The sequence below is a fragment of the Micromonospora sp. NPDC003944 genome (assembly GCF_053605225.1).
In genome coordinates, this window is the sequence record NZ_JBSGIV010000081.1 from 1 (window position 1) to 25,707 (window position 25,707).

The following is a 25,707-nucleotide window of genomic DNA, read 5'->3' on the forward strand; positions in this document are numbered from 1 at the left end:
GACCGATCACGCGCATCGTGGTCTCCTTCACGCCCGGCCGGCGGGCGCCGCCGCCTCGTCGTCGACCTCGTCTGTCGCTCAGCGACGTCGAGGGCGCCGGGTCACCGCGAAGCCGAACACGCCAGCCACCGCGGCGAGCGCTCCACCGATGCCGGTCCAGACCCAGCGCGAGCCGAGGTCCGGCAGCCAGTCCGTCAGCGAGCCGGCCTCGTCGTCGGCGTCCGCCTCCACCGGGGGTACGGCGTTGAGCACCGTGCCGGCCTTGGTGTTCGGCACCAGCGGCGCGGCCAGCTCGCCGTCGTCAGCCGAGGAGCCCCGGTCGGCGACGGTGCCGACCAGCAGGTCGACGTCGATCGGCGCGCCCAGATCCGGCTCCGGTAGGTCGATCACGGAGAGCCGGATGACGTACGTGCCGGGCAGCGGGTCGGCGGACCAGGGCTCGGCCCACGGTCGTACCTCGCGCAGCGTGCACCCCAGCGTCAGGTTCGACGCCTTGGCGTCCACGGTCGGGGTCTGTGCCCCCGCCGTGCACGCCTGGCGTCGGCGAAGCCCGTCGAAGACGTCCACGGTCCACGTGGAGCCGCCGCTGCGCCCCTTCGGGAAGGTGACGGTGGCGGTGATCTCGTGCACCTGGCCGGCCGCCGCCGGGAACGACCAGTAGAGGTGGTCGCCGATCGAGGCGTCCACCCGTACCGGCTGCCCGGCGGTGATGGGGGTGGCGGTGAGGAACGACGTGCCGGCGCGGTTCACCGGCGTGGCACCCGGGGAGGGGGTCGGCGCGGCGGCGGCCGCGGCGGGCACCAGGGCCACCCCGCCGACGGCGAGCAGCGCCGCCATCGACCGGAACAGTGCGGTACGCATCAGTTCTCCCTCCAGGTGGCGACCCACCAGCGGGTGAGCAGGCCGGCGAGCAGGCCGGTGATCAGCCCGGCGACGGTGAGCAGGGCGAGCAGCACCCAGCCCCGGCCGAGGTCCGGCCCGTCCGGGGCGGGGGCGGCGGCGACCACGTCGATGGTCAACTCGAGCGGCATGCCCGGGGTCGCCGCGGTCCCGGGACGCGGGGCGAACGAGTTGCTCACCACCAGGCAGACGGTGGTGGGCTCGACGACCGGCGCTGCGCTCTCCTCGGGCTCGGCCTCGTCCTCGTCGTCGGCGCTGGCCGACCAGCGCAGCCCGGCGGAGAGCACGTCGGCCCGTCCGCTGCCGGCGTCCGCGCCCCGGACGAGTTCCCGACCGTCGGCTGCGGTGGCCCGCAGCAGCACCCCGTAGTCGCGGTTGACGGCTCGGTCCAGCGCCATGCTCACCGAGGCCCGCAGCTCCTGCCCGGGGCGGATCGGCACCCGGTAGTAGCGGTGCTCGGAGAACGTCTCCCGGTCGGCGTAGACGCCGGGGGCCAGGAGTGGCGCCGAGTCGCACGCGCTCGTGCCGCCCACCACCGTCGGTGCCCGGGTGTGCGTGTCGCCGGCCCGCTCGACGAGCTGCTTGATCCGGTCGGTCAGCTCCTCGGCGCTCTGCGCGGCGGTGTAGGTCCCACCGGTCGCGCCGGCGATGCAGAGCAGCTGCCGGCGGACCTTCTCGTCGGGGGCCAGGCCGAGGGTGTCGACGACCAGGCTGGTGCCCCTGGCGGCCAGTTCCCGGGCCACCTCGCACGGGTCCGGCGGGGCGCAGGTGTCCTCGCCGTCGGTGATCAGCACGATCCGTCGGGTGGTGGACCCGGTGCCCAGGTCCTGTGCGGCGGAGCGCAGCGCCAGCCCCACCGGGGTGAACCCGGTCGGTCGAAGCGTCGCCACCGCCGCCTTCGCCGCGGCGCGGTCCACCGGGCCGACCGGCACGATCTGCTGTGTGTCCTGGCAACCGACCTTCTTGTCCTTGCCGCGATAGGTCGCACCGAGCACCCGGATGCCGAGCTGTGTCTCCTCGGGTAGCGCGTCCACCACCTCGTTGAAGGCCTGCTGGGCGACCGCGATCCGGGTGCGTCCGTCGATGTCGGCCGCGCGCATCGACCCGCTGACGTCGAGCACCAGCTCGACCCGGGGTGGCTCGGGCGCCGGCTCCTCGTCGGCCCGGGCCGGGGCGGGCCCGGCGAGCGCGGTGGTCGCCAGCAGCCCGAGAAGGACCGCCGTCGATCGTCTGAAGTTGATCACGATCCGCAGTGTAGTGAGATCCACTTTGGATGATCGTTTGGGTGCAGGCGTGCGGAAGCGGCGGCTCCGGCCCAGCCGCGACCACCTCCGACCGGCCGCGCCCGCGCTCAGGGTCCACGCCGGGTCACCCTCGGTCAACTGTGTGAGGGGAGGTGTCGGCCCGGCCGGCATCCGTCGGAAATCTGACCCAAGTCGACCCGTTGTGCCGGTGGTGCGTGGTGGTTAAGCTTCTCATGCGCGCCCCAATCGCCCGCTTCCCCCGTGGCAGGCGATCGGGGCGCGCGTCTTCGTCAGAAGGGCCCGCACGCTCGGCGTGCGGGCCCTTCTTCCGTCGCGCTGTGCGGCGCGTCGCCTGGCGATGCTTATATCCACCGACCGTCGAGCCACATTCGCGACAGCCAGTCCGAGTACGGAATCCACTTGCCGACGAAGATCGGATAGAAGTACGCGAAGCAGAGCGCCACCAGCAGCACGTACGCCCCCGCCGCGATGCTGCCCACCAGTCGGCGCTCATAGCTCGGGTCACCTGGCACCAGCGGCGTCACGGCCCCCACGTCACCCCCGTCGGGTGCGATCAGCGCGCCCAGCACGTACACCACGGCCAGCACCAGGAACGGCACCGCCGGCGCGGCGTAGAACGAGAACATCGTCCGGCCGTCGAGGGCGAACCAGAACCACGGCAGCAGCCCGGCGGCCACGGTCAGCAGGATCGCGCCGGCCCGCCAGTCCCGACGGGCCACACCCAGCCAGACCAGCGCCACCAGGGCGGGCAGGAACGACCACCAGAGCAGCGGAGTGCCGAGCAGCAGGATCTCGGAGGCGCAGCTCGACGCGCCGCACGTGCCGTTGTTGGTCCAGTGGAACGCCACCGGCCGACCCAGCAGCAACCACTGCCACGGCCAGGACTGGTACTTGTGCGCGTCGTCGAGTTGGGCGTGGAAGCCGTACGCCGCTCGGTGGTACTCGAAGAGGTTGATCAGCGGGCCGATCACCGGGCGGTCGCTGAGCGGGGCGCTCGGGTAGGCCGACGCGAGTCGGTAGTAACCGTCGTCGGTGAGCAGCCAACCCGACCAGGTGGCGAGGTAGGTGCCGACCATGAGCACGCCCGCGAGCACCAGCCAGGGCAGCTCGTCGACGAGCGTGTCGCGCCAGGGCCGGCGGGCCCCCGCCGAGCGGCGGACGCCGACCTCCCAGAAGATCACCAGCAGAGCGAAGGCCGGCACGAAGTAGAGGGCACTCCACTTGACCGCGCAGGCGCAGCCGATCAGCACCCCGGCCGCAAGTCGCCACCACGGCCAGGTGCGCCAACCGGTCGGCGGCCGGCCGGCGCGACCCGGCTGGCTCGGATCGAGCCCGTCGTCAAGAGCCCGCGCCCAGCGTCGACGGCGGGCGTCCCGATCGAGCACCAGCGCGCCGAACGCGGCCAGCACGAAGAAGAGCAGGAAGATGTCGAGCAGCGCCGCCCGGGACAGCACCAGGTGGAAGCCGTCCAGGGCGAGCAGCAGGCCAGCCGCGCAGCCGAGCACCGTGGACCGGAACATCCGCCGGCCGATGCGGACCAGCAGCAGCACCGACAGCGTGCCGATCACGGCCGCCGAGAAGCGCCAGCCGAACTCCGGCGCGGTGGTCATCAGGTGCCCGGGGACGGAGACCCTGGAATCCGCGTCCTGGTAGCCGAAGGCCCACTCGCCGACGCCGATCAGCCACTTGCCCAGCGGAGGGTGCACCACGTACGACGGGACGTTGTCCTTGTAGTTCCACTCCACGCCCCGGGAGATCAGCCCGTAGGCGTCCTTGGCGTAGTACGTCTCGTCGAAGATCTTGCCCTTCGGGCTGGACAGCCCGACGAAGCGCACGATCGCGGCGATTGCCACCACCACCGCCGTGGCCAGCCAGGAGAACCGATCGATCTGGCTGTCGACGGTGGCGAACCGTCGCCGGACCACGGCGGCCACCCCGCCGCCCTCGGCGCTCGGCGCCGTCGGCTCCTGGGAGGCACTGGGCTCACCCTGCACCTGGATCATCTTGTCCGGATCGGCGCTCGGGCTCTGCGCTGTCGACGCACTCGTCACCCGGCGATCGTAGGCTGCCAAGGTGTCCGGTGGCGTCCGTCGTCCCCGATAGCGGTATTCCCAGTCAATGAAGGAGACGAATCTGTGGGTGAAATGTCCGAAGTCGGGCGCCTGGTCCTGCTCGGTGCTCCGCTCGGCAACCCCGCCGACGCCTCGGCCCGGCTCCGGGAGGTGCTGATCAGCGCCGACGTGGTCGCCGCCGAGGACACCCGGCGACTCACCCGGCTGGCCCGCGATCTCGACCTCACCGCGGGCGGTCGGATCGTCTCCTACTTCGAGGGCAACGAGGAGCGGCGCACCCCCGAGCTGGTCGAGGCCATCCTCGCCGGGTACGTGGTGGCGCTTGTCACCGACGGTGGGATGCCGAGCGTCTCCGACCCCGGCTACCGGCTGGTCCGTGCCGCGTTGGACGTCGGGGCGCCGGTCACCGTCGCCCCCGGGCCGAGCGCGGTCACCACCGCGCTCGCCGTCTCGGGGCTGCCCTGCGACAGGTTCTGCTTCGAGGGCTTCCTGCCCCGCACCCCCGGCGGCCGTCGGTCCCGGTTACGCGCGCTCGCCGCCGAGGAGCGCACCCTGGTCTTCTTCGAGGCGCCGCACCGGATCGGGGCGACCCTCACCGACCTGGCCGACGCATTCGGTGCGGACCGGCCGGCCGCGCTCTGCCGCGAACTCACCAAGACCTACGAGGAGGTGCTCCGCCGCCCGCTCGGCGAGTTGGCCCGGTGGGCCACCGAGGGCGACCCGCGCGGAGAGATCACCCTGGTGGTGGCCGGAGCGCCGGTGACCGCCGCCGAACGCCCCGACGACGACACCCTGCGCGCCGCCGTCGCCGAGCGGGAGGCCGCCGGCCGGTCCCGCCGGGACGCCATCACCGACGTCGCCACGGAGTACGCGCTGCGCCGTCGGGAGGTCTACACGATCGTGCACAGCTGACCGAGGTGGTCGGGTCACCACGCGGCGGCCAGGAAGCCGACGGTGATCAGCGTGGGGCCGGCGATGGCGGCGGCCACCGCCCAGCGACGGTGCCGGCGGCCCGGCAGTCGGGCCGATCCGGTCCACCTGACGATGCCGGCGGCGCAGCCCAGCACCACCAGCAGACCGGGCAGCCAGCGCAGGTGTCGGCCCAGGCCGACGTCCGCGTACGCGGTGCCGCTGTCCGGGCCGGTCATCCGCGCCGGCAGCGGCGTACCGGCCGCGCTCCCGTCGACGGGCACGCCGCTGACCCGGACACCATGGGCGACGAACCGCCCGTCCTCGGCCGTGAAGATCCCCCGGCAGCGTTGGGTGAGCCCGCCGCCGGTGCAGGCGTCGATCACCACCGTGCCCGTCCGGGCGTGCCCGACCGCGAGCCAGAACGGGCCGGCGCTGACCCAGGCGAAGAAGGCCGTGACCAGGCTCAGCACCACGAGCGCGGCGAGCCCGGGCAGGGGATCCGGCGGTGGTGGCGTACGCCGGGGTGCCCGGCGCTGCGCCCACCGGAAGCCGTACACCCGCTGCGGGGCGGGGTCCTTGCGGACCGGGGTGCCGTCCCAGTGCACCTGTTCGATGGGAGCCCAGAACGCCCCGCCGTCGTCGTCCGGCGCGTCACCGTCGGGCCGGTGCTCCCGTTGCCGGCGACCCTGCTTCCGGACCGGCACCCGCCGCGGCACCGCGTCCACCGGCGCGCCGGTGGTCGGCTCCACCTCGACGGACTCAGGGCCGGCGGGCACCGGGCTGGCGGGCGTGGAGCTGGCGGGCGCGGAGCCGGCCGGTGGGCCCGACGAAGCGGGCCGCGCCGGGCTCGGCACGGGTGCCGCCGGAGTCGGACGGGCCGGGGTGGGCGACGGCGCCGCAGGCGTCGGGCGGGCCGGGGTGGCGGACCGCCCAGCCGGGGTGGGTCGCTGCCTACCGGGGTCGGTGCCGGGCACCAGCCGGGGTTGGGGAGCGACCCCGGTGACCCGAGGCACGGCGGGCTCGGGCCCCACGTCGTCGCCGACCGCCGGTCCGGTGGGACGGTCCTCGTGGTCCCGCGCCGCTCGTCTGCCCGTCACGACGTTCATTGCACACCGCTGCGGGAGGCGAAACGGGCAGCTGAGCCGCGTGTCGACGACAAATCGGACCAACGGGCGAGGCGGTCGGCCCGGTCCGGCGGTGGGGCACCCCCCATTGGTTCGCGGACGCCCCGGACGGGTCACTAGGCTTGCTGCTCATGAGTCACGTTCTCGCGGCAGTGGCCTGGCCGTACGCCAACGGCCCCCGCCACATCGGCCACGTCTCCGGTTTCGGCGTTCCCTCCGACGTCTTCGCCCGGTACATGCGGATGGCCGGCCACGACGTGCTCATGGTCTCCGGCACCGACGAGCACGGCACCCCGATCCAGGTGCAGGCGGACGCCGACGGGGTGACCCCGCGCGAGCTGGCCGACAGGTACAACAGGGTGATCGTCGAGGACCTGCACGGCCTCGGTCTCTCCTACGACCTGTTCACCCGCACCACCACCCGCAACCACTACGCGGTGGTGCAGGAGCTGTTCGAGGGGATGTACCGCAACGGCTACATCGTGCCGAAGACCACCATGGGCGCGATCTCCCCGTCCACCGGGCGCACGCTGCCCGACCGCTACATCGAGGGCACCTGCCCGATCTGCGGGTACGACAGCGCCCGCGGCGACCAGTGCGACAACTGCGGCAACCAGCTCGACCCGATCGACCTGATCGATCCGAAGTCGCGGATCAACGGGGAGGCTCCGAAGTTCGTCGAGACGGAGCACTTCTTCCTGGACCTGCCGGCCCTGGCCGAGGTGCTGCGGCAGTGGCTGGACACCCGCGAGGGGTGGCGGCCCAACGTGCTGCGCTTCTCCCGCAACCTGCTCGACGACCTCCAGCCCCGGGCGATCACCAGGGACCTGGAGTGGGGCGTGCCGATCCCGCTCGACGGCTGGCGCGACCGGTCGAACAAGCGGATCTACGTCTGGTTCGACGCCGTGATCGGCTACCTGTCCGCCTCGATCGAGTGGGCCCGCCGCTCCGGCGACCCGGAGGCGTGGCGGCGGTGGTGGTCCGCCGACGGCGCGGGGAAGGACGCCCAGTCCTACTACTTCATGGGCAAGGACAACATCGTCTTCCACTCGGTGATCTGGCCGGCGCTGCTCTCCGGTTACTCCGGGGAGGGTTCCCGCGACGGCGAGCCGGGCCAGCTGGGTCGGCTCAACCTGCCCACCGAGGTGGTGTCGAGCGAATACCTGACCATGGAGGGGCGCAAGTTCTCGTCGTCCCGCAAGGTGGTCATCTACGTCCGCGACTTCCTGGAGCGCTACGACGCCGACGCGCTGCGCTACTTCATCGCCGCCGCCGGCCCGGAGAGCAACGACACCGACTTCACCTGGGCCGAGTTCCTGCGCCGCAACAACGACGAGTTGGTCGCCGGTTGGGGCAACCTGGTCAACAGGTGCATCTCGATGGCCGCGAAGAACTTCGGGGTGATTCCGCCGGTCGACCCGGCCGGGCTCACCGAGGCCGACGAGGCGCTGCTGGCGGTGGCGCGGGCCGGGTTCGGCACGGTCGGCGACCTGATCGGCCGGCACCGGCAGAAGCAGGCGATCGGTGAGGCCATGAAGGTGGTCGCCGAGGCCAACAAGTACCTGTCCGAGCAGGCGCCCTGGAAGCTCAAGGACGAGGCGGACAAGCCCCGGATGGGCACCATCCTGCACGTCGCCCTCCAGGTGATCAGTGACGCCAACACGCTGCTCACCCCGTTCCTGCCGCACTCCGCGCAGCAGGTGCACGAACTGCTCGGGGGCACCGGCGTGCACGCGCCGATGCCGGTGATCGAGCAGGTCGACGACCTGGACGGCGGTCCGGCGTACCCGGTGCTCACCGGGGACTACACGGTCGGCGCGCGCTGGGAGTCGGTGTCGATCGAGGCGGGCCGCCCGCTGGCCGCGCCGAAGCCGGTGTTCCGCAAGCTCGACCCGTCGATCGTCGACGAGGAACTGGCCCGGCTGTCCGACTGACCGCACGACGCGCGGCGGCGGGACGTCCCCGCCGCCGCGCGTCGTCACATCGAATACCGGGCGTCCATCACCTGGTCGTCGGTCACCTCGGCGCCCGGCGCCCAGGCCTCGTAGACGCCACGTTCCTGACACTGCGCGCCGGTCGTGACCACGGTGTCCGGGTTCGGGTAGCGCAGGCGTACCCGCAGCCAGCCGGCCTCCTCCCGCAGCACCAGGCACGGCACGCCCCGCCACTGGGCGAACCGGACCCGACGCGCCACCGCGTCCACCGGGTAACGGGCCGCCCGGGTCATCGCCAGCACCCGGAACCCGCCGGGCAGGTCGGCGACCGCCTCGTACTCGTCCTCGCCGTACATGCCGACCAGTTGAGTGGAGCGGGGCACGTCGGCGTTCGGCACGTACTCCTGGTCCGGGGACAGACCCGCCACCCCGGCCAGCAGGTGTCGCCACTGTGGGCCCACCATCCGCAGCCAGCCGCGCTGCTCGGCCTGATAGGTGTAGAGGACCACCTCCACCCCCTCCGCCGGGTAGGCGATGAGGGAGGCGTTCGCCGGCATCGGCAGGTCGGCGAAGTCCCGGGTGACGAACTCCGGGATGAGTTGACCGTTGCTTGGCACGAAGCCGGTGCCCAGCACCGGGGCGCCGAGCCGGTCCCGGGCCGCGAGCGCGGTCAGGCCGCGGTGTGCCGGGCCAACCGGCACGTCGTAGTCGCCCGGGTCGGACGCGCGCCAGCGCAGCGCGTACGCCACCTCCGGGCCGTTCCGGCCGGCGTCCCCATCGGTACGCAGCACCGTCGTCGTCGCCGGAGTACGCAGGTGCGCCACATCGTGCTCCCGGTAGCAGAAGCCGTGCGGCAGCCAGCCGCGTAGGTAGCCGGCGAGCTGCTGGGCCGAGAGCACCTTCACCATCCGGGTGCCCCGCCGGACCACCGCCGACGCGCGGGCCATCGCCAGCATCGGGTCACCCGCCGCGGTCGGCTGCTGGCTGAGCTGGTGTAGGTACGCCCAGCCCCGCTCGCGGTGAGCGGGCATCAGCAGCGGCGTCTCCGGCTCGTCGGCCGGCTCGGTGGCCCCGTGCACCGCGGTCACCTCGGTGACGTGCACGAAACGCCGCCACGGCAGGGCGCTTCCCGGCCGGGGCGCCCACTCGAAGCCGGTCACCTCGTCGGCGCTGAACAACTCGTACGCGGCGCCCCTGGCGATCTCCTCGGCCGGGTACACGCCGCCGCCGAAGGCCACGTGCAGTCCGGTGCGTTCGCCGGCGGTGCCACCGGCCTGGGGGGTGACGCTCATGCCGTCACCTCCCTGCTCGATCGGATGAGGTCCGCACGCTGTCGCGTCCGCTCGGTGGCGACGGTAGAGTCGCGCGACGTAGTCGAGGTGAACGTCGGGTGGCGGGCAGATGGACAGGCCCGGTGTGTGATGCTGTCGCTGATGAGCGAGCCCACTGAATCCCGCCGCGAGCGTGCCGCCCGGCGGGCCGGAGAGTTTCCGCCCGCCCCCGAGTCGCTGCCCCGGGCGGTGCTGGACAGCCACACCCACCTGGACATCACGGTCAGCGAGGCCGGTGTGCCCGGCGGCGGGGCGGCCGACGACCCGGTCGCCGTGGCCATCGCGCTGGCCGCGAAGGTGGGCGTGGACCGGCTGGTCCAGGTGGGGGTGGACGTCGCCTCCTCCCGGTGGGGCGCGGACACCGCCGACGAGTACCCCGCCGTGCTTGCCACCGTGGCGCTGCACCCCAACGAGGCGCCCCGGCTGAGCGACCTCGACGAGGCGTTGCGGGAGATCGAGTCGCTCGCTGCCCGCGACCGGGTCCGGGGGATCGGCGAGACCGGGATGGACTTCTTCCGCACCGGCGACGAGGGGCGTGCCGCCCAGGAGGAGAGTTTCCGGGCGCACATCGCCATCGCCAAGCGGTACGGCAAGACCTTGGTGATCCACGACCGCGACGCGCACGCCGACGTGCTGCGGATCCTCGACGACGAGGGCGCACCGGACCGGGTGGTGCTGCACTGCTTCTCCGGTGACGCCGACTTCGCCCGCGACTGCGTCCGCCGCGGCTACCTGCTGAGCTTCGCCGGCACCGTCACCTTCGGCAGCGCGAGCGCGCTGCGCGAGGCCGCCGCACTCACTCCGGTGGACCAGATGCTCGTGGAGACCGACGCCCCGTACCTCACCCCGATGCCGTACCGGGGCCGGCCGAACGCGTCGTACCTCATCCCGCTCACCGTCCGCGCGCTCGCCGCGACCACCGGCACCGACCTCGACGACCTGTGCGCGGCCATCTCCGCCACCGGCGAGCGGGCCTTCGGCCCGTGGTGAGCCTGCTCGGCCCGGCGGAGATCCGGGAACTCGCCACCCGGCTGGGCGTCGCGCCCACCAAGAAGCTGGGCCAGAACTTCGTGCACGACCCGAACACCGTGCGCCGGATCGTCACCGCCGCCGGCCTTACCCCCGACGACGTGGCCCTGGAGGTGGGTCCGGGGCTGGGCTCGCTGACCCTGGGGCTGTTGCCGGTCGCCGGGCACGTGCACGCCGTGGAGATCGACCCGGTGCTCGCCGGTGCGCTGCCGGAGACGGTCGCACGGCACGCCGGGGCCGACGCCGCCCGGCTCACCGTGCACCGCGCGGACGCGTTGCGCATCGCCGCCGCCGAGCTGGCCGAACCACAGCCGACCGCGCTGGCGGCGAACCTGCCCTACAACGTCGCGGTGCCCGTGGTGCTGCACCTGCTCGCCGTGCTGCCCACCCTGCGACGCGGCCTGGTGATGGTGCAGAAGGAGGTCGCCGACCGGCTCGTCGCCGGTCCCGGCTCCAAGGTGTACGGCATCCCGTCGGTGAAGCTCGCCTGGTACGCCCAGGCCCGGGGCGCCGGCAAGGTGCCACCGAACGTGTTCTGGCCGGTGCCCAACGTCGACTCCGGCCTGGTCGCCTTCACCTGTCACGAGCCGCCCCGCACCGACGTACCCCGGGAGCGGGTCTTCGCCGTGGTGGACGCGGCGTTCGCGCAGCGCCGCAAGACGCTGCGCGCCGCGTTGGCCGGCTGGGCCGGCGGCGCGGACCGGGCCGCCGCGGCGCTCACCGCCGCCGGCGTCGACCCCGGCGCCCGCGGGGAGTCACTGACCGTCGAGCAGTTCGCCGCCATCGCCGCGTCGGCTCCGGTCGGTACGCCGGCCGCGAAGTAGGCTGACGCCGTGCCCGCCCAGGACGCCGAGGAGCTGATCGTGGCCAAGCCGTTCGACATCCGCCTGCATCTGCGGGACATCACCCGGTGACCGAGGCCTGGCGACCGGACGACGACGAGCGACGCGGGGCGATCGGCCCCGTGCGGGTGCGGGTGCCCGCGAAGGTCAACCTGCACCTCGGGGTGGGCCCGTTGCGCCGCGACGGCTATCACGAGCTGAACACGATCTACCACGCCATCTCGATCTACGACGAGCTGACGGCCCGCCGGGGCGACACCCTCGCCCTGACCATGGAGGGTGAGGGCACCGGCGAGCTGGCCCTGGACGACACCAACCTGGTGATCCGCGCCGCGCACGCCCTCGCCGGGTACGCGGGGGTGTTGCCGCACGCTCGTCTGCACCTGCGCAAGCAGATCCCGCTCGCCGGTGGGCTGGCCGGTGGCAGCGCCGACGCGGCCGCCGCGCTGGTGGCCTGCGACGCGCTCTGGGGCACCGGGCTGTCCCGTGACGAGTTGGCGAGCATCGCCGCCGACCTCGGCTCCGACGTGCCGTTCCTGATCTACGGCGGCACCGCGCTGGGCACCGGCCGGGGCGAGGCGATCAGCCCCGTGCTGGCCCGTCCCACCTCCTGGCACTGGGTGGTGGCGATCGCCGACGGCGGCCTGTCCACCCCGGCCGCGTACCGGGAACTGGATCGGCTGCGCGACTCCGGTGCCGCCGGCGCCCCGCTGGGCAGCACCGACAACCTGCTGGGCGCGCTGCGTCAGCGCGACCCGCGGGTGCTCGCCCGGACGCTCGGCAACGACCTCCAGGACGCCGCGCTGGCCATGCGCCCGGCGCTCGCCGACACCCTGAAGGCCGGCGAGGAAGCCGGCGCGCTCACCGGCATCGTCTCCGGCTCCGGCCCGACCTGCGTGTTCCTCGCCGCCGACGGGGCGGACGCGGAGCGGATCGCCGCCGAGTTGACGGCCGCGGGTGTCTGCCGGGAGGCGCGGGTCGCGTTCGGTCCGGTCGCCGGCGCCCGGGTGGGCTGACGAGGCGTCCCACCGGGGCTGCCGGCGCGCGGCGCGGGCGTCCGGGGTGTCCGCGTACCCTTGGTGCAGGCGTCCAGGTGCCCGCCGGCACCGGGGCGCCTTGATCATGAAGGGTGGATCGTGGCGAACATCGTCAATCTGGACCGGGTGTCCAAGGGGTACGGCGCCGCCGGGAGGCTGCTCACGGACGTCTCCCTCGGCTTGGACGACGCCGACCGGATCGGCGTGGTCGGCCTCAACGGCGCCGGCAAGTCCACCCTGCTGCGGCTGCTCACCAAGCAGGAAAACCCCGACGACGGCCGGGTGACCCACCGTCGTGACCTGCGTGCGCTGTGGCTGCCGCAGCAGCTCACGCTGGCCCCCGAGGCCACCGTCCGGGACGTGGTGCTCGGCACCGCCTGGCTCGCCGAGGGCATGGGCGCGGAGCACGAGTGGGCCGGCGACGCCGGGGTCCGGGCCATCCTCGACGGCCTCGGGATGCCGCACCTCGGCCTCGACCAGCCGGTCGGTCCGATGTCCGGTGGCGAACGCCGTCGGGTGGCGCTCGCCGCGCTGCTCGTCCGCGACGCCGACCTGCTCATCCTCGACGAGCCCACCAACCACCTGGACGTCGGCGGTGTCGACTGGCTGGCCCGGCACCTGGTCGGGCGCAAGGGCGCCCTGGTCGTGGTCACCCACGACAGGTGGTTCCTGGACGCGGTCTGCACCACCACCTGGGAGGTCGCCGACCAGACCGTCCGTGCCTACGAGGGTGGCTTCGCCGCCTGGACCCTCGCCCGCGCCGAGCGCGAGCGGGTCGCCGCCGCCACCGAGGCCCGCCGGCAGAACCTGCTCCGCAAGGAGATCGCCTGGCTGCGCCGTGGCCCACCCGCCCGGACCTCCAAGCCGCAGTTCCGCATCGACGCCGCGAACGCGCTGATCGCCGACGTGCCGCCGGCGCGCGACACCATGTCGTTGCAGCGGATGGCGGTGTCGCGCCTCGGCAAGCAGGTGTACGAGCTGGAGAAGGTCGAGCTGCACGCGGGCCCGAAGGAGATCCTGCGCGACGTCAGCTGGCTTGTCGGCCCCGGTGACCGGATCGCCATCCTCGGCGCCAACGGCGCCGGCAAGACCACGCTGCTGCGGATGCTCGCCGGCATCACCCGCCCCGACGGCGGCCGCCTCGGCACCGGGTCCACGGTTCGGCCCGCGTTCCTCTCCCAGGAGCTGTCCGAGCTGCCCGGGCACCTGCGCGTGCTCGAAGCCGTCGAGGAGGTCGCCCGGCGGGTCCAGCTCGGCGACCGGGAGGTCTCCGCGTCCCAGCTCGCCGAGGTGTTCGGCTTCGACGACCGCCGGCTCTGGACCCCGGTCAGCGACCTCTCCGGTGGGGAGCGCCGCCGGTTGCAGATGCTGCGGCTGCTGGCCGGCGAGCCGAACGTGCTGCTCTTCGACGAGCCCACGAACGACCTGGACACGGACACCCTCGCCGCGCTCGAGGACCTGCTCGACTCGTGGCCCGGCACGATCATCGTGGCCAGCCACGACCGTTACCTGATCGAGCGGGTCACCGACTCGGCGTACGGGATGTTCGGCGACGGCCGGTTGGTGCACCTGCCGGGCGGCGTGGACGAGTACCTCGCGCGGACCGCCGAGCGGGCCGGCTCGTCTCGGGCGGGCGTGGCCTCGACCTCTGCGTCCGCCGCTTCCTCGGGCGGTGGCATGTCCGCCGCCGAGGTCCGCCAGGCCCGCAAGGAGCTGACCCGGCTGGAGCGGCAACTCGGCAAGCTCGACCAGCGCGAGACCACGCTTCTCGACCAGCTCGCGGCGGACGCCACCGACTACGCCAAGGTCGCCGAGTTGGACACCCAGCTCAAGGATCTGCGCGCCGAACGGGAGCGGATCGAGGAGAGCTGGATGACCCTCGCCGAGGACCTGCCGGAGAGCTGACCGACCGGGCGCGCCGGCCCCGGGCCCCGTGTGCGGCGTCACACCACCACGTGCGAGACAATCGTCAGCGACACCTACCCCACGGCGTTGGAGACACAGACATGGCCCACACCCCCGTCAACCACCCCGCGCGGCCGATCTACCGGGCGATCGGCGGGCTCACCGGTCTGTACCTGGTCGTCTTCGGTGTGCTCGGCATCATCGCGAGCACCGGCAACGAGATCCTCGCCCAGGACGACACCCGGGTCCTCGGCCAGGGCACCAACCTCGGCTTCTCGCTGCTCAGCGTGCTGCTCGGGGTCGTCGTGCTGGTCGGCACCGCGCTCGGCCGCAACATCGACGTGGCGATCAACCAGTGGCTGGCGTACGGCCTCATGGTGGTCAGCCTGGCCGGTCTCGCGTTCATCCGGACCGACGCCAACATCTTCAACTTCAGCATCACCACGGTGATCGTGGTCATGACGGCTGCCCTGGTCCTGCTCATGGTCGGCATGTACGGCAAGGTCGGCACCGAGGACGAGGCGGAGGCGTTCCAGAAGGCTCGGCTGGTTCTCTGAGCTTTCTTGGTTGCGGTTGTGGGTTTTCGCCGGAGCCCGATCTGCTCCGGGCGGTCAGGCTTGATCCCTGCGCAGCTCGGGCTCCGGCGGAAAACCTGATCTGGTCCAGCCTCTCGGCGGAGCTTCCGGCATTGGGGTTCTTCGGACAGTTGGGTCTGCCCTGGGTGACAATTCCCCTGAATCGGTCACGTCAGGGGGCAGGGCTATGCCGCACTTTCCGGTCAACCATCCGGCACGGCCGCTCTACCGGGTCCTCTCCGGGCTGGTCGGCGTCTACATCCTGGTCTTCGGGGTGTGGGGCGTGGCCGAGACGATCGGTGATCCGCTCTTCGCCCGCAACAGCACCTGGGCTCTCGGGCTCCGCACCAACCTGGCCTTCTCGCTCGCCTCGGTGATCTTCGGGATCGTCCTGATCATCGGGGCCTCGCGGAAGACCAACCTCGGCCACTACATGAACCTGACTGCCGGCGTGGTGTTCCTGGTGACGAGCATCCTGATGATGTCGGTGCTGCAGACCGAGGCGAACTTCCTCAACTTCTCGATGTCGACGGTGGTCGTGTCGATGCTGTTCGGCCTGATCCTGCTCGGCACCGGCCTGTACGACAAGGTCGGCCCGCCAGAGTCCGCCGAGGCCGAGTTGGAGAACCGCAAGCACCCGGTGGCCGACGTGCACCGCCGCTGATCGGGTCAGTGCCGCCGAGCGGTGATCAGCGTCGGCTTCGCCTCCAGGTGTGACAACCCGTTCCAGGCCAGGTTGACGAGGTGCGCCGCCACCGTCTCCTTGCGTGGCTTGCGCACCTCCAGCCACCAGCGACCGGTAAGCGCCACCATGCCAACGAGCGCCTGGGAGTACAGCTCGGCGAGCTTCGGGTCGTACCCCCGGCTCTTGTACTCGGCACCGAGGATGTGCTCGACCTGATGCGCCACGTCGTTCATCACGCTGCTGAAGTTGGCTGTGCCGGACATCAGCGGTGACTCGCGGACCAGCACCCGGAAACCGCTCGTCTCCTCCTCGATGTAACCCAGCAGGGCCAGCGCCGCCTGTTCGAGAAGCTCGCGCGGATGCCCGGCGGTCAGCGCCGTGGTGATCCGGTCCAACAGGGCCCGGACCTCCCGGTCCACCACCACCGCGTAGAGCCCTTCCTTGCCACCGAAGTGCTCGTACACCACCGGCTTGGAGACCTTGGCGCGGGCCGCCACCTCCTCGATGGAGGTGGCGTCGAAACCGCGTTCGGCGAAGAGCTGCCGGCCGGTGGCGATCAACTGCTCCCGTCGCTGGGCCGCCGACATGCGGACCCGGGAAGCCGGTTTGGCTTTCGGTGCCGCCGTCGGCGTCGCCCGTCGGCCGCCGACAGCCGCCGCCGCGTCGTCGCTGACCTCAGGCATGTTGCCGCCTTGCTGGCGCTCGGTGACGCCCTGCCGTGGAATGGTGCCTCCGCTGTGCCCGTTCACGTCGTCGCCTCACTGTCGGGCGGTCCGACCGCCCTGACGCGCCGTTCGACCGTACCCGGATCGGGCCCGGCCCCCGTTCGCCGAGCCGCCCGGTCCCCCCGCATGGCTCGGTCATCCGGCCATCCTGCCAGGCGACATCCCCGTGCACCGCCCGGTTTCAGCGCGGTGCGACAGGCTTCACGAGCTTCGCGGCCAGGCGCTCCGGCTTTGGCCAGCGCACCTGCGTCGCCGCGCCGACCTTCTCGAACACCCAGATCACCCGGGCGGAGATGTCCACCTGACCGCGCAACACGCCGTGCCGGGCGCTGGTCGGGTCGGCGTGGTGCAGGTTGTGCCAGCTCTCGCCGAACGACAGGATCGCCAGCGGCCAGAAGTTCGACGCCCGGTCGCCCTGGCGCATCGCGAACGGGCGCTCGCCGTAGACGTGGCACACCGAGTTGATCGCCCAGGTGACGTGGTGCAGGAGGCCGATCCGGACCAGCCCGGCCCAGAAGAACGCGGTCAGCGCGCCCTGCCAGGACCAGGTCACCAGGCCGCCGATGAGCGCCGGGCCGAGCAGCGAGATGGCCACCAGCGCGGGAAAGAGTCGGTCAACCCGGCTGATGTCCCGGTCCGCGATGAGGTCCGGTGCGAAACGCTCGCGGTTGGACAACTCCCGGCGGAACAGCCAGCCCACGTGGGCGTGGAACAGGCCCCGGGTCAACGCCCAGAAGCTGGTGCCGAAGCGCCACGGCGAGTGCGGGTCACCCTCCAGGTCGGAGAAGGCGTGGTGGCGTCGGTGGTCGGCCACCCACTGGATGATCTCGCCCTGCACCGCAAGCGAACCCGCGACCGCCAGGGTCACCCGTAGCCACCGCTTGGCCTTGAACGAGCCGTGCGTGAAGTAGCGGTGGAAGCCGACGGTGATGCCGAGCCCGGAGACGACATACCAGACCAGGCCGATGATCACGTCGGTCCAGCCGAGCCAGCCACCCCAGGCCACCGGTACGGCGACAAGCAGGGCGACGAAGGGGATCACCACGAATGCCCAGAGGGCGGCCAGGATGCCGGGGGACTGGCTGCCGTCGGTGAGGGGTTTGGGGCCTGGTGCGGCGGTGTTGGAATCGAGCAGAGCAGTAGACATGGGACCTCGCAGGGGGATGGTGACGATCACTAAGTTACGCCTACGTCACCGTAACTTACGGCACCGTAGATCGCACGGGGAAGTTTCGAATCGCCTTCGCGTCACCGCTCGAAGTCGCAGGTCAGTCCGCAGTGGGGGCGGGCCTGGGTCGGGTCGGGAGAGAGACGCCGGGTCGATGTCCGGTCACCCCCGGGTGGTCGGCGGCGTCGACCGCGGGCAATGCGGCCGGATGAGCGCTGGCGTCCGGCAGCCGGGGCGCTAAGGTGTAGCGGCGGGATCTCCATCCCCGTGCGACGCTCTCGCGTCGCTGATCGGCCGTGGTGTAATTGGCAACACCCGGGTCTTTGGTACCCGTATTTCAGGTTCGAACCCTGGCGGCCGAGCTGCCCATCTACGTCCGTTTTCGGGCCCGGTGGGGGTAAGAGGGGAACGTGCCGGGCCTCGCGGCTAGCATGACCGCGAGAGTGTCCGCCGTCCCGACGGGAGCCACGTCGTGCCCCAGCCCCACCTCCGTACCGTCGTCGTACTCGCCGCCGGTGAGGGCAAGCGGATGAAGTCGACACTGCCCAAGGTGCTGCACCCCCTGCTCGGTCGGACCCTCCTCGGTCACGTGCTGAGCGCCGCCGCCCCGCTGGGCGCGGACCGCACCGTCGTCGTGGTGGGGCACGGCGCCGACCAGGTCCGGGCGCACCTGTCCGAGGTCGCCCCGGACGCCACGCCGGTGCTCCAGGCCGAGCAGCTCGGCACCGGGCACGCCGTGCGGATCGCGCTGGACGCCGTACCCGACGGTGCCGGCACCGTCGTCGTGATCAACGGGGACGTGCCGCTGCTGCGACCCGAGACGGTGGGCGCGCTGGTGACCGCGCACGAGGAGGCCGCCGCGGCGGCCACCGTGCTGGCCGCCGAGGTGCCCGACCCGACCGGCCTCGGCCGGATCGTCCGGGACGCCGACGGCCACCTGGAGCAGATCGTCGAGGAACGCGACGCCGACCCGACGCAGCGCGCGATCCGGGAGATCAACGCCGGCATCTACGCGTTCGACGCGGTGCGGCTGCGCGAGGCGCTGGGCAAGCTCTCCACCGACAACGACCAGGGCGAGGAGTACCTGACCGACGTCTTCGGCCTGCTCCGCGCGGCCGGCGAGCCGGTGGCGGTGCACGTCGCCGTGGACCACGTCGAGACGCTTGGCTGCAACGACCGGGTGGAGCTGGCGACGCTACGCCGGCTGCTGCGCGACCGGGTCAACGAGGCGTGGATGCGCACCGGCGTGAGCCTGCTCGACCCCGCCACCACCTGGATCGACGTGACTGTCGCACTGGACCGGGACGCGGTGGTCGACCAGAACACCCAGCTGCGCGGCGCCACGGTGGTCGGCGCGGGCGCGTCGATCGGGCCGGACGTCACCCTGATCGACACGATCGTCGGCCCCGCCGCGTCGGTGCTCCGCAGCCACGCGGTCGGCGCCGAGGTGGGCGCGGGCGCGACCGTCGGGCCGTACGCGTACCTGCGGCCGGCCGCCCAACTGGCCGAGAAGGCCAAGGTCGGCACGTTCGTCGAGGTGAAGAACTCGCAGATCGGCGCCGGGTCGAAGGTGCCGCACCTGACGTACGTCGGCGACGCGACGATCGGCGAGCACACGAACATCGGGGCCGCGTCGGTCTTCGTGAACTACGACGGGGTCAACAAGCACCGCACGGTCATCGGCAGCCACGCCCGGACCGGCGCGGACAACATGTTCGTGGCGCCGGTCGAGGTGGGCGACGGGGCGTACACGGCGGCCGGTTCGGTGATCGTCGACGACGTGCCGGCAGGTGCGATGGGTGTCGCCCGGGCCCGCCAGCGCAACATCGAGGGTTGGGTGGTGAAGCGGCGCGCCGGCACGGCTGCGGCGGAGGCGGCGCAGCGAGCCCGCGACGCGAAGGGTGCGTCGGGAGCGGCCGGTGCCGCAAGCGACAGTGAGGCAATGCACGGGGTGGCCGAGACGGTGGGCGGCGCATCCGGCCCGGGAGATACTGCAACCGAATAGTCCCTGACCCACCACCACCGGGTCGGGTACCGCCGACAAAACGGGAGCAGACGGGCCCATGGGCAGCATCGTCGCCGAAAACCGCAAAAGCCTGATGCTCTTTTCCGGACGTGGCTTTCCGGAGTTGGCCAAGGAGATCGGCGAGGTGCTCGGCGTCGCGCCGACCCCGGCCGACGCGTACGAGTTCGCCAACGGCGAGATCTTCGTACGGTTCAAGGACTCGGTGCGTGGTTCGGACGCCTTCGTGGTGCAGTCCGTCACGCACGGGGTGAACACCTGGGTCATGGAGACCCTGATCATGGTGGACGCGCTGAAGCGGGGGTCGGCCAAGCGGATCACCGTGGTGTTGCCGTTCTACCCGTACGCGCGCCAGGACAAGAAGCACCGCGGTCGGGAGCCGATCTCGGCCCGCCTGGTGGCGGACCTGCTGAAGACCGCGGGCGCGAACCGCATCCTCACCGTCGACCTGCACACCGCGCAGATCCAGGGCTTCTTCGACGGCCCGGTGGACCACCTCTTCGCGATGGACATCCTGGCCGAGTACGTCGAGCACAGGTACGCCGGCCGGCCGATGACCGTGGTGGCGCCGGATTCGGGCCGGGTGCGGGTGGCCGAGCGGTGGACCGACCGGCTGGGCGGCTGCCCGCTGGCGTTCATCCACAAGACCCGCGACCCGATGAAGCCGAACCAGGTGGTGGCGAACCGGGTTGTCGGTGAGGTGGAGGGCCGGGTCTGCCTGATCGTCGACGACATGATCGACACCGGGGGCACGATCGCCAAGGCCGCCGACATTCTCAAGGAGTCGGGCGCGGCGGAGATCGTCGTCGCGTCCACCCACGCGCTGCTCTCCGACCCGGCCATCGAGCGGCTGAAGAACAGCTCGATCAGCGAGATCGTGGTGACGAACACCCTGCCGCTCCCGCCGGAGAAGCAGCTGGACAAGCTCACCGTTCTGTCGATCGCGCCGCTGCTGGCGCGGGCGATCCGGGAGGTCTTCGACGACGGCTCGGTGACCACCCTCTTCGGTGGCCTGAGCTGAGCCTGAGCCCCGTTCCCGCCGCGTCACACCCGGCGGGGACGGGGCTCGCACCGCGCGGAGAAGGGGCCGGCGCGCTTGCGGGAACCCGCCGACGCGCCGGTCCTGAGCCCTGATCGGGGACTGCCGGGAACGCTGGAAACCGCTCGGGTAGACTAGTGCGGTTGCCACGGCGAGGGTGCCCGGCGGGCCGCTGAAGAGCGCCGCACGGAGGCACCGTCATCGACGCGGTGCTCCGGGCAGTCGTTCATGACGCATGAGCCCCAGCGAGCCCCTCGCCCCAGCACCGTTAGACGACAAGCCGCCGCAGCGAAAAGCATCAGGAGTTTCCCCGTGTCCGAGGTAAAGATCAGCGCCGAGCCCCGTACCGAGTTCGGCAAGGGTGGTGCCCGCCGTACCCGCCGGGCCGGCAAGGTGCCCGCCGTGCTGTACGGCCACGGCGAGAAGCCCAAGCACATCGCGCTGCCGTCGCGGGAGTTCGCCGCCGCGATCCGTAAGGGCGGTGCCAACCAGCTCTTCGCGATCGACATCACCGACGGCACCCAGGTGCTGGCGCTGCCGAAGGCGATCCAGCGTGACCCCATCCGCGACACCTTCGAGCACGTCGACCTGATCCTGGTTCGCCGGGGCGAGAAGGTCACCGTCGAGGTCCCGGTCCAGCTGACCGGCGAGGCCGCCCGCGACACCCTGATCGTGCACGACCACGACACCCTCTCGGTGACCGCGGACGCCACCAAGGTCCCCGACCACCTTGAGGCGTCGATCGAGGGCCTGGAGGCGGGCACCCAGGTGACCGCCGGCGACGTCGAGCTGCCGGCCGGCGTCGAGCTGGCCGCCGACGCGGAGCTGACCGTCGCATCGGTGACCGCCGCCCCGACCGCCGAGCAGCTCGAGGCGACGCTGCCCGAGATCGAGGTCGCCACCGACGAGGCCGAGGCCGAGACCGGCGAGGTCACCGAGGGCTCCGAGGGCGCGGACGCTGCTCCGGCCGCCGAGGGCGACGAGACCACCGAGGCGCGCACCGAGGCCTGATCGGTTCGTACTGTGCGACAGGCGTCCCCGGGTGTTCGGGGGCGCCTGTCGGCATATCGGGAGTCGCTGCGTTGGGTGTCGGAAGGGGCGGGTCGTGACGGACGAGGCGGGGCCGTGGCTGGTGGTCGGCCTGGGCAACCCGGGTCGGGAGTACGCCGGGAACCGGCACAACGTCGGTTTCATGGTGGCCGAGCTGCTGGCCGGGCGGGTGAGTGCGCGTTTCGGGCGGCACAAGCGGGCGGTCGCCGAGGTGGCCGAGGCGCGGCTGGGGTTTGGCGGCCCGAAGCTGGTGCTGGTCAAGCCACTGACGTACATGAATCTTTCTGGCGGGCCGGTCGCGGCGTTGGCGCAGTTCTACAAGGTGCCGGCGGCACAGGTGATCGCGGTGCACGACGAGCTGGACATCGGGTTCGGCCAGGTACGGGTCAAGTTCGGCGGCGGTGAGGGCGGGCACAACGGCCTGCGCTCGATGTCGAAGTCCCTGGCGACGAAGGACTATGCCCGGGTGCGGTTCGGCGTCGGCCGACCGCCGGGTCGACAGGACCCAGCCGATTACGTGCTGTCGGATTTTGGCTCGGCGGAGCGCAAGGAGCTTGATTTCCTGGTGGACCGGGCCGCCGACATGGTGGAGTCGGTGATCCTCAAGGGCGTGGAGCCGACCCAGAACCTCTACCACGGCGGCTGAGCCGGGCGGGGCGTACCGGATCGGTGACGACGGGCCGGTAGTCTGCGCCTTTCGGCGTGCCGCGACCGGCGACGCGAGTCGCGGCGGATCGGCCCGTGCGGGCAGCGCGGTGAGGCGACGGGAGCGGGCAGATGAGCAGTCCTCCGATGATCGATGGCGCGTTCGCCCGATGGTTGGCGTCCCGAGCCGGGCAGGCGCTGCTCGACCTGCGCACGGAGATGGGTTTCGCCGACGCCGGCGCGCTGAAGTCGGCCGGGGACAAGGTGTCGCACGACCTGATCCGCACAGAGTTGGCGAAGTGGCGTCCGGGTGACGCGGTGCTCTCCGAGGAGGACGAGGGGTCGCGGCTGGCCTGGGCCGCGGAGGTGAACACCGGAGCGGTGTCCCGGTTGACCGCGGACCGGGTGTGGATCGTCGACCCGCTGGACGGCACCCGGGAGTTCTCCGAGGAGGGCCGCTCGGACTGGGCGGTGCACGTGGCGCTCTGGGCGCGCAACGCGCCGAGCCCGCACGGGCTGGTCGCCGGGGCGGTGGGCCTGCCGGCGCAGCACCGGGTGCTGGGCACGGACTACCCGCCGGCGTACCCGCCGATGACCGTGGAGGCGGCGACGGCCGGCGAGCGGAAGATCCGTCTGGCCGCGAGCCGGAGCCGGCCACCGGTCTTCCTGACCGACCTGGCCGAGGACGTCGGCGCGCACCTGGTGCCGATGGGCTCGGCCGGAGCGAAAATCGCCGCCGTGGTCACCGGCGAGGTGGACGCGTACATCCACGCAGGTGGGCAGTACGAGTGGGACTCGGCGGCCCCGGTCGCTGTGGCGACGGCCACCGGACTGCACGCTTCCCGGATCGACGGTTCTGCGCTGAAATACAACGAGGCGGATCCGCGCCTGCCCGACCTACTGGTCTGTCGCAAGGATCTCGCCACCCGGTTGCTTGCAGCGCTGCAGAAACATTCCGGGTAGCCTGAGCCAACTTTCTTGACATGCCCGACCGGAAAGGTCTGGAAATCGGATGAGCGAGCGAATCGAGCCGGTGTCATGACCACCCCCGCGGCGTATCAGGTCTCCCACCTGGACGCCCTGGAAGCGGAGAGCATCTTCGTGATGCGCGAGGTGGTCGCCGAGATGGAACGCCCGGTGCTGCTCTTCTCCGGTGGCAAGGACTCGATCGTCATGCTGCGGCTCGCGCAGAAGGCGTTCGCCCCGGCCAACATCCCCTTCCCGGTGATGCACGTCGACACCGGGCACAACTTCCCCGAGGTCCTCGAATACCGCGACCAACGGGTCGCCGAGCTGGGGTTGCACCTCGTGGTGGCGAGCGTGCCGGAGGCCCTGGCCAGCGGCATGGTTCGGGAGTCCGGTGACGGCATGCGCAACCGGATCCAGACGCCGGTGCTGCTGGACGCGGTGGAGAAGCACCGCTTCGACGCGCTGTTCGGCGGCGCCCGCCGGGACGAGGAGAAGGCCCGGGCCAAGGAGCGGGTGTTCAGCTTCCGCGACGAGTTCGGTCAGTGGGACCCGAAGAACCAGCGGCCCGAGCTGTGGTCGCTGTACAACGGCCGGCACCACCAGGGCGAGTCGATCCGGGTCTTCCCGCTCTCCAACTGGACCGAGCTGGACGTCTGGCACTACATCGCCCGGGAACGCATCCCGCTACCGTCGATCTACTACGCGCACGAGCGCGAGGTCATCGAACGGGACGGCATGGTCTACGCCGTCAACGAGTTCTTCCGCCCCCGCGCGGGCGAGGAGCGGTTCAAGGCGCAGGTGCGCTACCGCACCGTCGGCGACGCCTCCTGCACCGCCGCGGTCCGTTCCGACGCGGACACCGTGGAGAAGGTCATCGAGGAGGTGGCGGCGACCCGGATCACCGAGCGCGGCGCCACCCGTGGTGACGACCGGGTCAGCGAGGCCGCCATGGAGGACCGCAAGCGGGAGGGCTACTTCTGATGAGCACCGAGATCGTGGCGTCCGCGAACGCGCAGGCGCGGCCTGTCACCGGGACCGGGCCGGAGGCCCGGGCGATGGACCTGCTCCGGTTCGCCACCGCCGGCAGCGTGGACGACGGTAAGTCGACCCTGATCGGGCGGCTGCTCTACGACACCAAGTCGCTCTTCACCGACCAGTTGGCCGCCGTGGAGGCGGTCAGCGCGGCCCGCGGCGACGAGTACACCAACCTGGCGTTGCTGACCGACGGTCTGCGTGCCGAGCGCGAGCAGGGCATCACCATCGACGTGGCGTACCGCTACTTCGCCACCCCCCGGCGCAAGTTCATCATCGCCGACACCCCCGGGCACATCCAGTACACCCGCAACATGGTCACCGGGGCGTCGACCGCCGACCTGGCGTTGATCCTGGTGGACGCGCGCAAGGGCCTGGTCGAGCAGTCCCGCCGGCACGCGTTCCTGTGCTCCCTGCTGCGGGTGCCGCACCTGGTCCTCTGTGTCAACAAGATGGATCTGGTCGACTGGTCGCAGGAGGTCTACGAGCGGATCGCCGACGAGTTCACCGCGTTCGCCGCGAAGCTCGACGTACCGGACCTGACCGTGGTGCCGATCTCCGCGTTGCGCGGCGACAACATCGTCGCCCGGTCGGACAACATGCCCTGGTACGAGGGACCGTCGCTGCTGCACCACCTGGAGCGGGTGCACATCGCAAGCGACCGCAATCTGGTCGACGTCCGGTTCCCGGTGCAGTACGTGATCCGTCCGCAGTCCACCACTGTCACCGACTACCGCGGTTACGCCGGTCAGGTCGCCTCCGGGGTGCTCAAGCCGGGCGACGAGGTGATGGTGCTGCCCTCCGGCTTCACCAGCCGGATCGCCGCGGTGGAGACCGCCGACGGGCCCGTCGCGGAGGCGTTCCCACCGATGTCGGTGACGGTACGACTCGCCGACGAGATCGACATCTCCCGAGGTGACCTGATCTGCCGGCCGAACAACGCGCCGACGGTCGCCCAGGACATCGAGGCGATGGTCTGCTGGATGGACGAGACGGCGCCCCTGCGGGTCGGCGGCAAGTACGCCATCAAGCACACCACCCGGTCGGCGCGGGCCATCGTCCGTGGGTTGCACTACCGCCTGGACATCAACTCGTTGCACCGCGACGAGTCGGCCGACGAACTGCGGCTCAACGAGATCGGTCGGGTACGACTGCGCACCACTGTGCCGCTGCTTGCCGACGAGTACCGCCGCAACCGCACCACCGGCGGCTTCGTCATCATCGACGAGGCGACCAACCGCACGGTAGGCGCCGCCATGATCGTCGAAGCCGGCTAGCCCACCCACCCACCCGCACCCGCCGAACCGGTCCCGGCTCCCGGCTCCCGCCCCGCCCCGCCCTGCCTCCTGCCCTCGCCCTGCCCGGTGATCAAGAGGTTTGCGTCAGTTCGGGCCCGAATCTTACGCCCCGCACAGCGGTCGCGGTCGTCCCAGCAGCGGCCGCGC

At 71.8% G+C, this 25,707-nt stretch carries 22 protein-coding genes and 1 tRNA gene; 16 read left to right on the forward strand and 7 right to left on the reverse strand.

Going from position 1 to position 25,707, the window contains the following annotated elements:
- Positions 1–78: 78 nt before the first annotated feature.
- From ACWER9_RS28215 to ACWER9_RS28225, 3 genes are all read right to left on the reverse strand, one after another.
- Complete coding sequence (locus tag ACWER9_RS28215) at positions 79–861, reverse strand: peptidase (RefSeq protein ID WP_452304687.1); 783 nt, start codon at positions 859–861, stop codon at positions 79–81.
- On the reverse strand, positions 861–2,144 hold the full coding sequence (locus ACWER9_RS28220) for a VWA domain-containing protein (RefSeq protein WP_452304688.1): 1,284 nt from the start codon (positions 2,142–2,144) through the stop codon (positions 861–863). The genes ACWER9_RS28215 and ACWER9_RS28220 overlap by 1 nt, the downstream gene beginning before the upstream one ends.
- Positions 2,145–2,506: 362 nt before the next feature.
- On the reverse strand, positions 2,507–4,099 hold the full coding sequence (locus ACWER9_RS28225) for a dolichyl-phosphate-mannose--protein mannosyltransferase (RefSeq protein WP_452304707.1): 1,593 nt from the start codon (positions 4,097–4,099) through the stop codon (positions 2,507–2,509).
- Between the two features lie 210 nt (positions 4,100–4,309).
- On the opposite strand from ACWER9_RS28225, the gene rsmI reads away from it, so the two are divergent.
- Positions 4,310–5,149 (forward strand): 16S rRNA (cytidine(1402)-2'-O)-methyltransferase, encoded by an 840-nt coding sequence (gene rsmI / locus ACWER9_RS28230; protein WP_452304708.1) that lies wholly within the window; start codon positions 4,310–4,312, stop codon positions 5,147–5,149.
- 14 nt (positions 5,150–5,163) lie between these two features.
- Here the strand turns inward: rsmI and ACWER9_RS28235 are convergent, their stop codons facing one another.
- Positions 5,164–6,246: a hypothetical protein gene (locus tag ACWER9_RS28235; RefSeq protein ID WP_452304689.1), complete on the reverse strand. Its 1,083-nt coding sequence runs from the start codon at positions 6,244–6,246 to the stop codon at positions 5,164–5,166.
- 158 nt (positions 6,247–6,404) lie between these two features.
- Here ACWER9_RS28235 and metG point away from each other — a divergent pair, with 158 nt between their 5' ends.
- A complete protein-coding gene (gene metG / locus ACWER9_RS28240; RefSeq protein WP_452304690.1) occupies positions 6,405–8,207 on the forward strand; it encodes a methionine--tRNA ligase in 1,803 nt (600 codons plus the stop codon).
- A gap of 44 nt (positions 8,208–8,251) precedes the next feature.
- Here the strand turns inward: metG and ACWER9_RS28245 are convergent, their stop codons facing one another.
- Positions 8,252–9,499 carry a hypothetical protein gene (locus tag ACWER9_RS28245; RefSeq protein ID WP_452304692.1) on the reverse strand — a complete coding sequence of 416 codons (1,248 nt, stop codon included), beginning with the start codon at positions 9,497–9,499 and terminating at the stop codon, positions 8,252–8,254.
- Between the two features lie 129 nt (positions 9,500–9,628).
- Here ACWER9_RS28245 and ACWER9_RS28250 point away from each other — a divergent pair, with 129 nt between their 5' ends.
- From ACWER9_RS28250 to ACWER9_RS28275, 6 genes are all read left to right on the forward strand, one after another.
- Positions 9,629–10,528: a TatD family hydrolase gene (locus tag ACWER9_RS28250; protein ID WP_452304693.1), complete on the forward strand. Its 900-nt coding sequence runs from the start codon at positions 9,629–9,631 to the stop codon at positions 10,526–10,528.
- Positions 10,522–11,391 (forward strand): 16S rRNA (adenine(1518)-N(6)/adenine(1519)-N(6))-dimethyltransferase RsmA, encoded by an 870-nt coding sequence (rsmA, locus tag ACWER9_RS28255; RefSeq protein ID WP_452304694.1) that lies wholly within the window; start codon positions 10,522–10,524, stop codon positions 11,389–11,391. The genes ACWER9_RS28250 and rsmA overlap by 7 nt, the downstream gene beginning before the upstream one ends.
- Before the next feature lie 86 nt (positions 11,392–11,477).
- The gene (locus tag ACWER9_RS28260; protein ID WP_452304695.1) at positions 11,478–12,425 is read left to right on the forward strand and encodes a 4-(cytidine 5'-diphospho)-2-C-methyl-D-erythritol kinase; all 948 of its coding nucleotides are present in this window, start codon (positions 11,478–11,480) and stop codon (positions 12,423–12,425) included.
- A gap of 120 nt (positions 12,426–12,545) precedes the next feature.
- On the forward strand, positions 12,546–14,351 hold the full coding sequence (locus tag ACWER9_RS28265; protein ID WP_452304696.1) for an ABC-F family ATP-binding cassette domain-containing protein: 1,806 nt from the start codon (positions 12,546–12,548) through the stop codon (positions 14,349–14,351).
- Positions 14,352–14,452: 101 nt separating this feature from the next.
- Positions 14,453–14,908 carry a DUF4383 domain-containing protein gene (locus tag ACWER9_RS28270; protein ID WP_452304697.1) on the forward strand — a complete coding sequence of 152 codons (456 nt, stop codon included), beginning with the start codon at positions 14,453–14,455 and terminating at the stop codon, positions 14,906–14,908.
- Between the two features lie 205 nt (positions 14,909–15,113).
- Entirely contained in the window at positions 15,114–15,590 is a 477-nt protein-coding gene (locus ACWER9_RS28275) for a DUF4383 domain-containing protein (protein ID WP_452304698.1), read from the forward strand.
- A gap of 5 nt (positions 15,591–15,595) precedes the next feature.
- Here ACWER9_RS28275 and ACWER9_RS28280 read toward each other — a convergent pair whose 3' ends face one another.
- Positions 15,596–16,294, reverse strand: a complete 699-nt coding sequence (locus tag ACWER9_RS28280) for a TetR family transcriptional regulator (RefSeq protein WP_452304699.1) — start codon at positions 16,292–16,294, stop codon at positions 15,596–15,598.
- 223 nt (positions 16,295–16,517) lie between these two features.
- Positions 16,518–17,483, reverse strand: coding sequence for an acyl-CoA desaturase (locus ACWER9_RS28285; protein ID WP_452304700.1), 966 nt, complete (start codon positions 17,481–17,483; stop codon positions 16,518–16,520).
- Between the two features lie 311 nt (positions 17,484–17,794).
- Here ACWER9_RS28285 and ACWER9_RS28290 point away from each other — a divergent pair.
- The 8 genes from ACWER9_RS28290 to ACWER9_RS28325 all read left to right on the forward strand — a co-directional run bounded on the left by ACWER9_RS28290 (position 17,795) and on the right by ACWER9_RS28325 (position 25,539).
- Positions 17,795–17,866, forward strand: a tRNA-Gln gene (locus tag ACWER9_RS28290).
- Between the two features lie 110 nt (positions 17,867–17,976).
- Entirely contained in the window at positions 17,977–19,509 is a 1,533-nt protein-coding gene (glmU, locus tag ACWER9_RS28295; protein WP_452304701.1) for a bifunctional UDP-N-acetylglucosamine diphosphorylase/glucosamine-1-phosphate N-acetyltransferase GlmU, read from the forward strand.
- Between the two features lie 58 nt (positions 19,510–19,567).
- Positions 19,568–20,548, forward strand: a complete 981-nt coding sequence (locus tag ACWER9_RS28300; protein ID WP_139584190.1) for a ribose-phosphate diphosphokinase — start codon at positions 19,568–19,570, stop codon at positions 20,546–20,548.
- 330 nt (positions 20,549–20,878) lie between these two features.
- A complete protein-coding gene (locus ACWER9_RS28305; protein WP_452304702.1) occupies positions 20,879–21,577 on the forward strand; it encodes a 50S ribosomal protein L25/general stress protein Ctc in 699 nt (232 codons plus the stop codon).
- A gap of 94 nt (positions 21,578–21,671) precedes the next feature.
- Positions 21,672–22,262 (forward strand): aminoacyl-tRNA hydrolase, encoded by a 591-nt coding sequence (pth, locus tag ACWER9_RS28310; protein WP_452304703.1) that lies wholly within the window; start codon positions 21,672–21,674, stop codon positions 22,260–22,262.
- Between the two features lie 131 nt (positions 22,263–22,393).
- Complete coding sequence (locus ACWER9_RS28315) at positions 22,394–23,224, forward strand: inositol monophosphatase family protein (RefSeq protein WP_452304704.1); 831 nt, start codon at positions 22,394–22,396, stop codon at positions 23,222–23,224.
- A 75-nt stretch (positions 23,225–23,299) separates the two neighbouring features.
- Entirely contained in the window at positions 23,300–24,211 is a 912-nt protein-coding gene (cysD, locus tag ACWER9_RS28320; protein ID WP_452304705.1) for a sulfate adenylyltransferase subunit CysD, read from the forward strand.
- The gene (locus tag ACWER9_RS28325) at positions 24,211–25,539 is read left to right on the forward strand and encodes a sulfate adenylyltransferase subunit 1 (RefSeq protein ID WP_452304706.1); all 1,329 of its coding nucleotides are present in this window, start codon (positions 24,211–24,213) and stop codon (positions 25,537–25,539) included. Before cysD ends, ACWER9_RS28325 begins: the two co-directional genes overlap by 1 nt.
- The last annotated feature ends 168 nt before the right edge of the window (positions 25,540–25,707 follow it).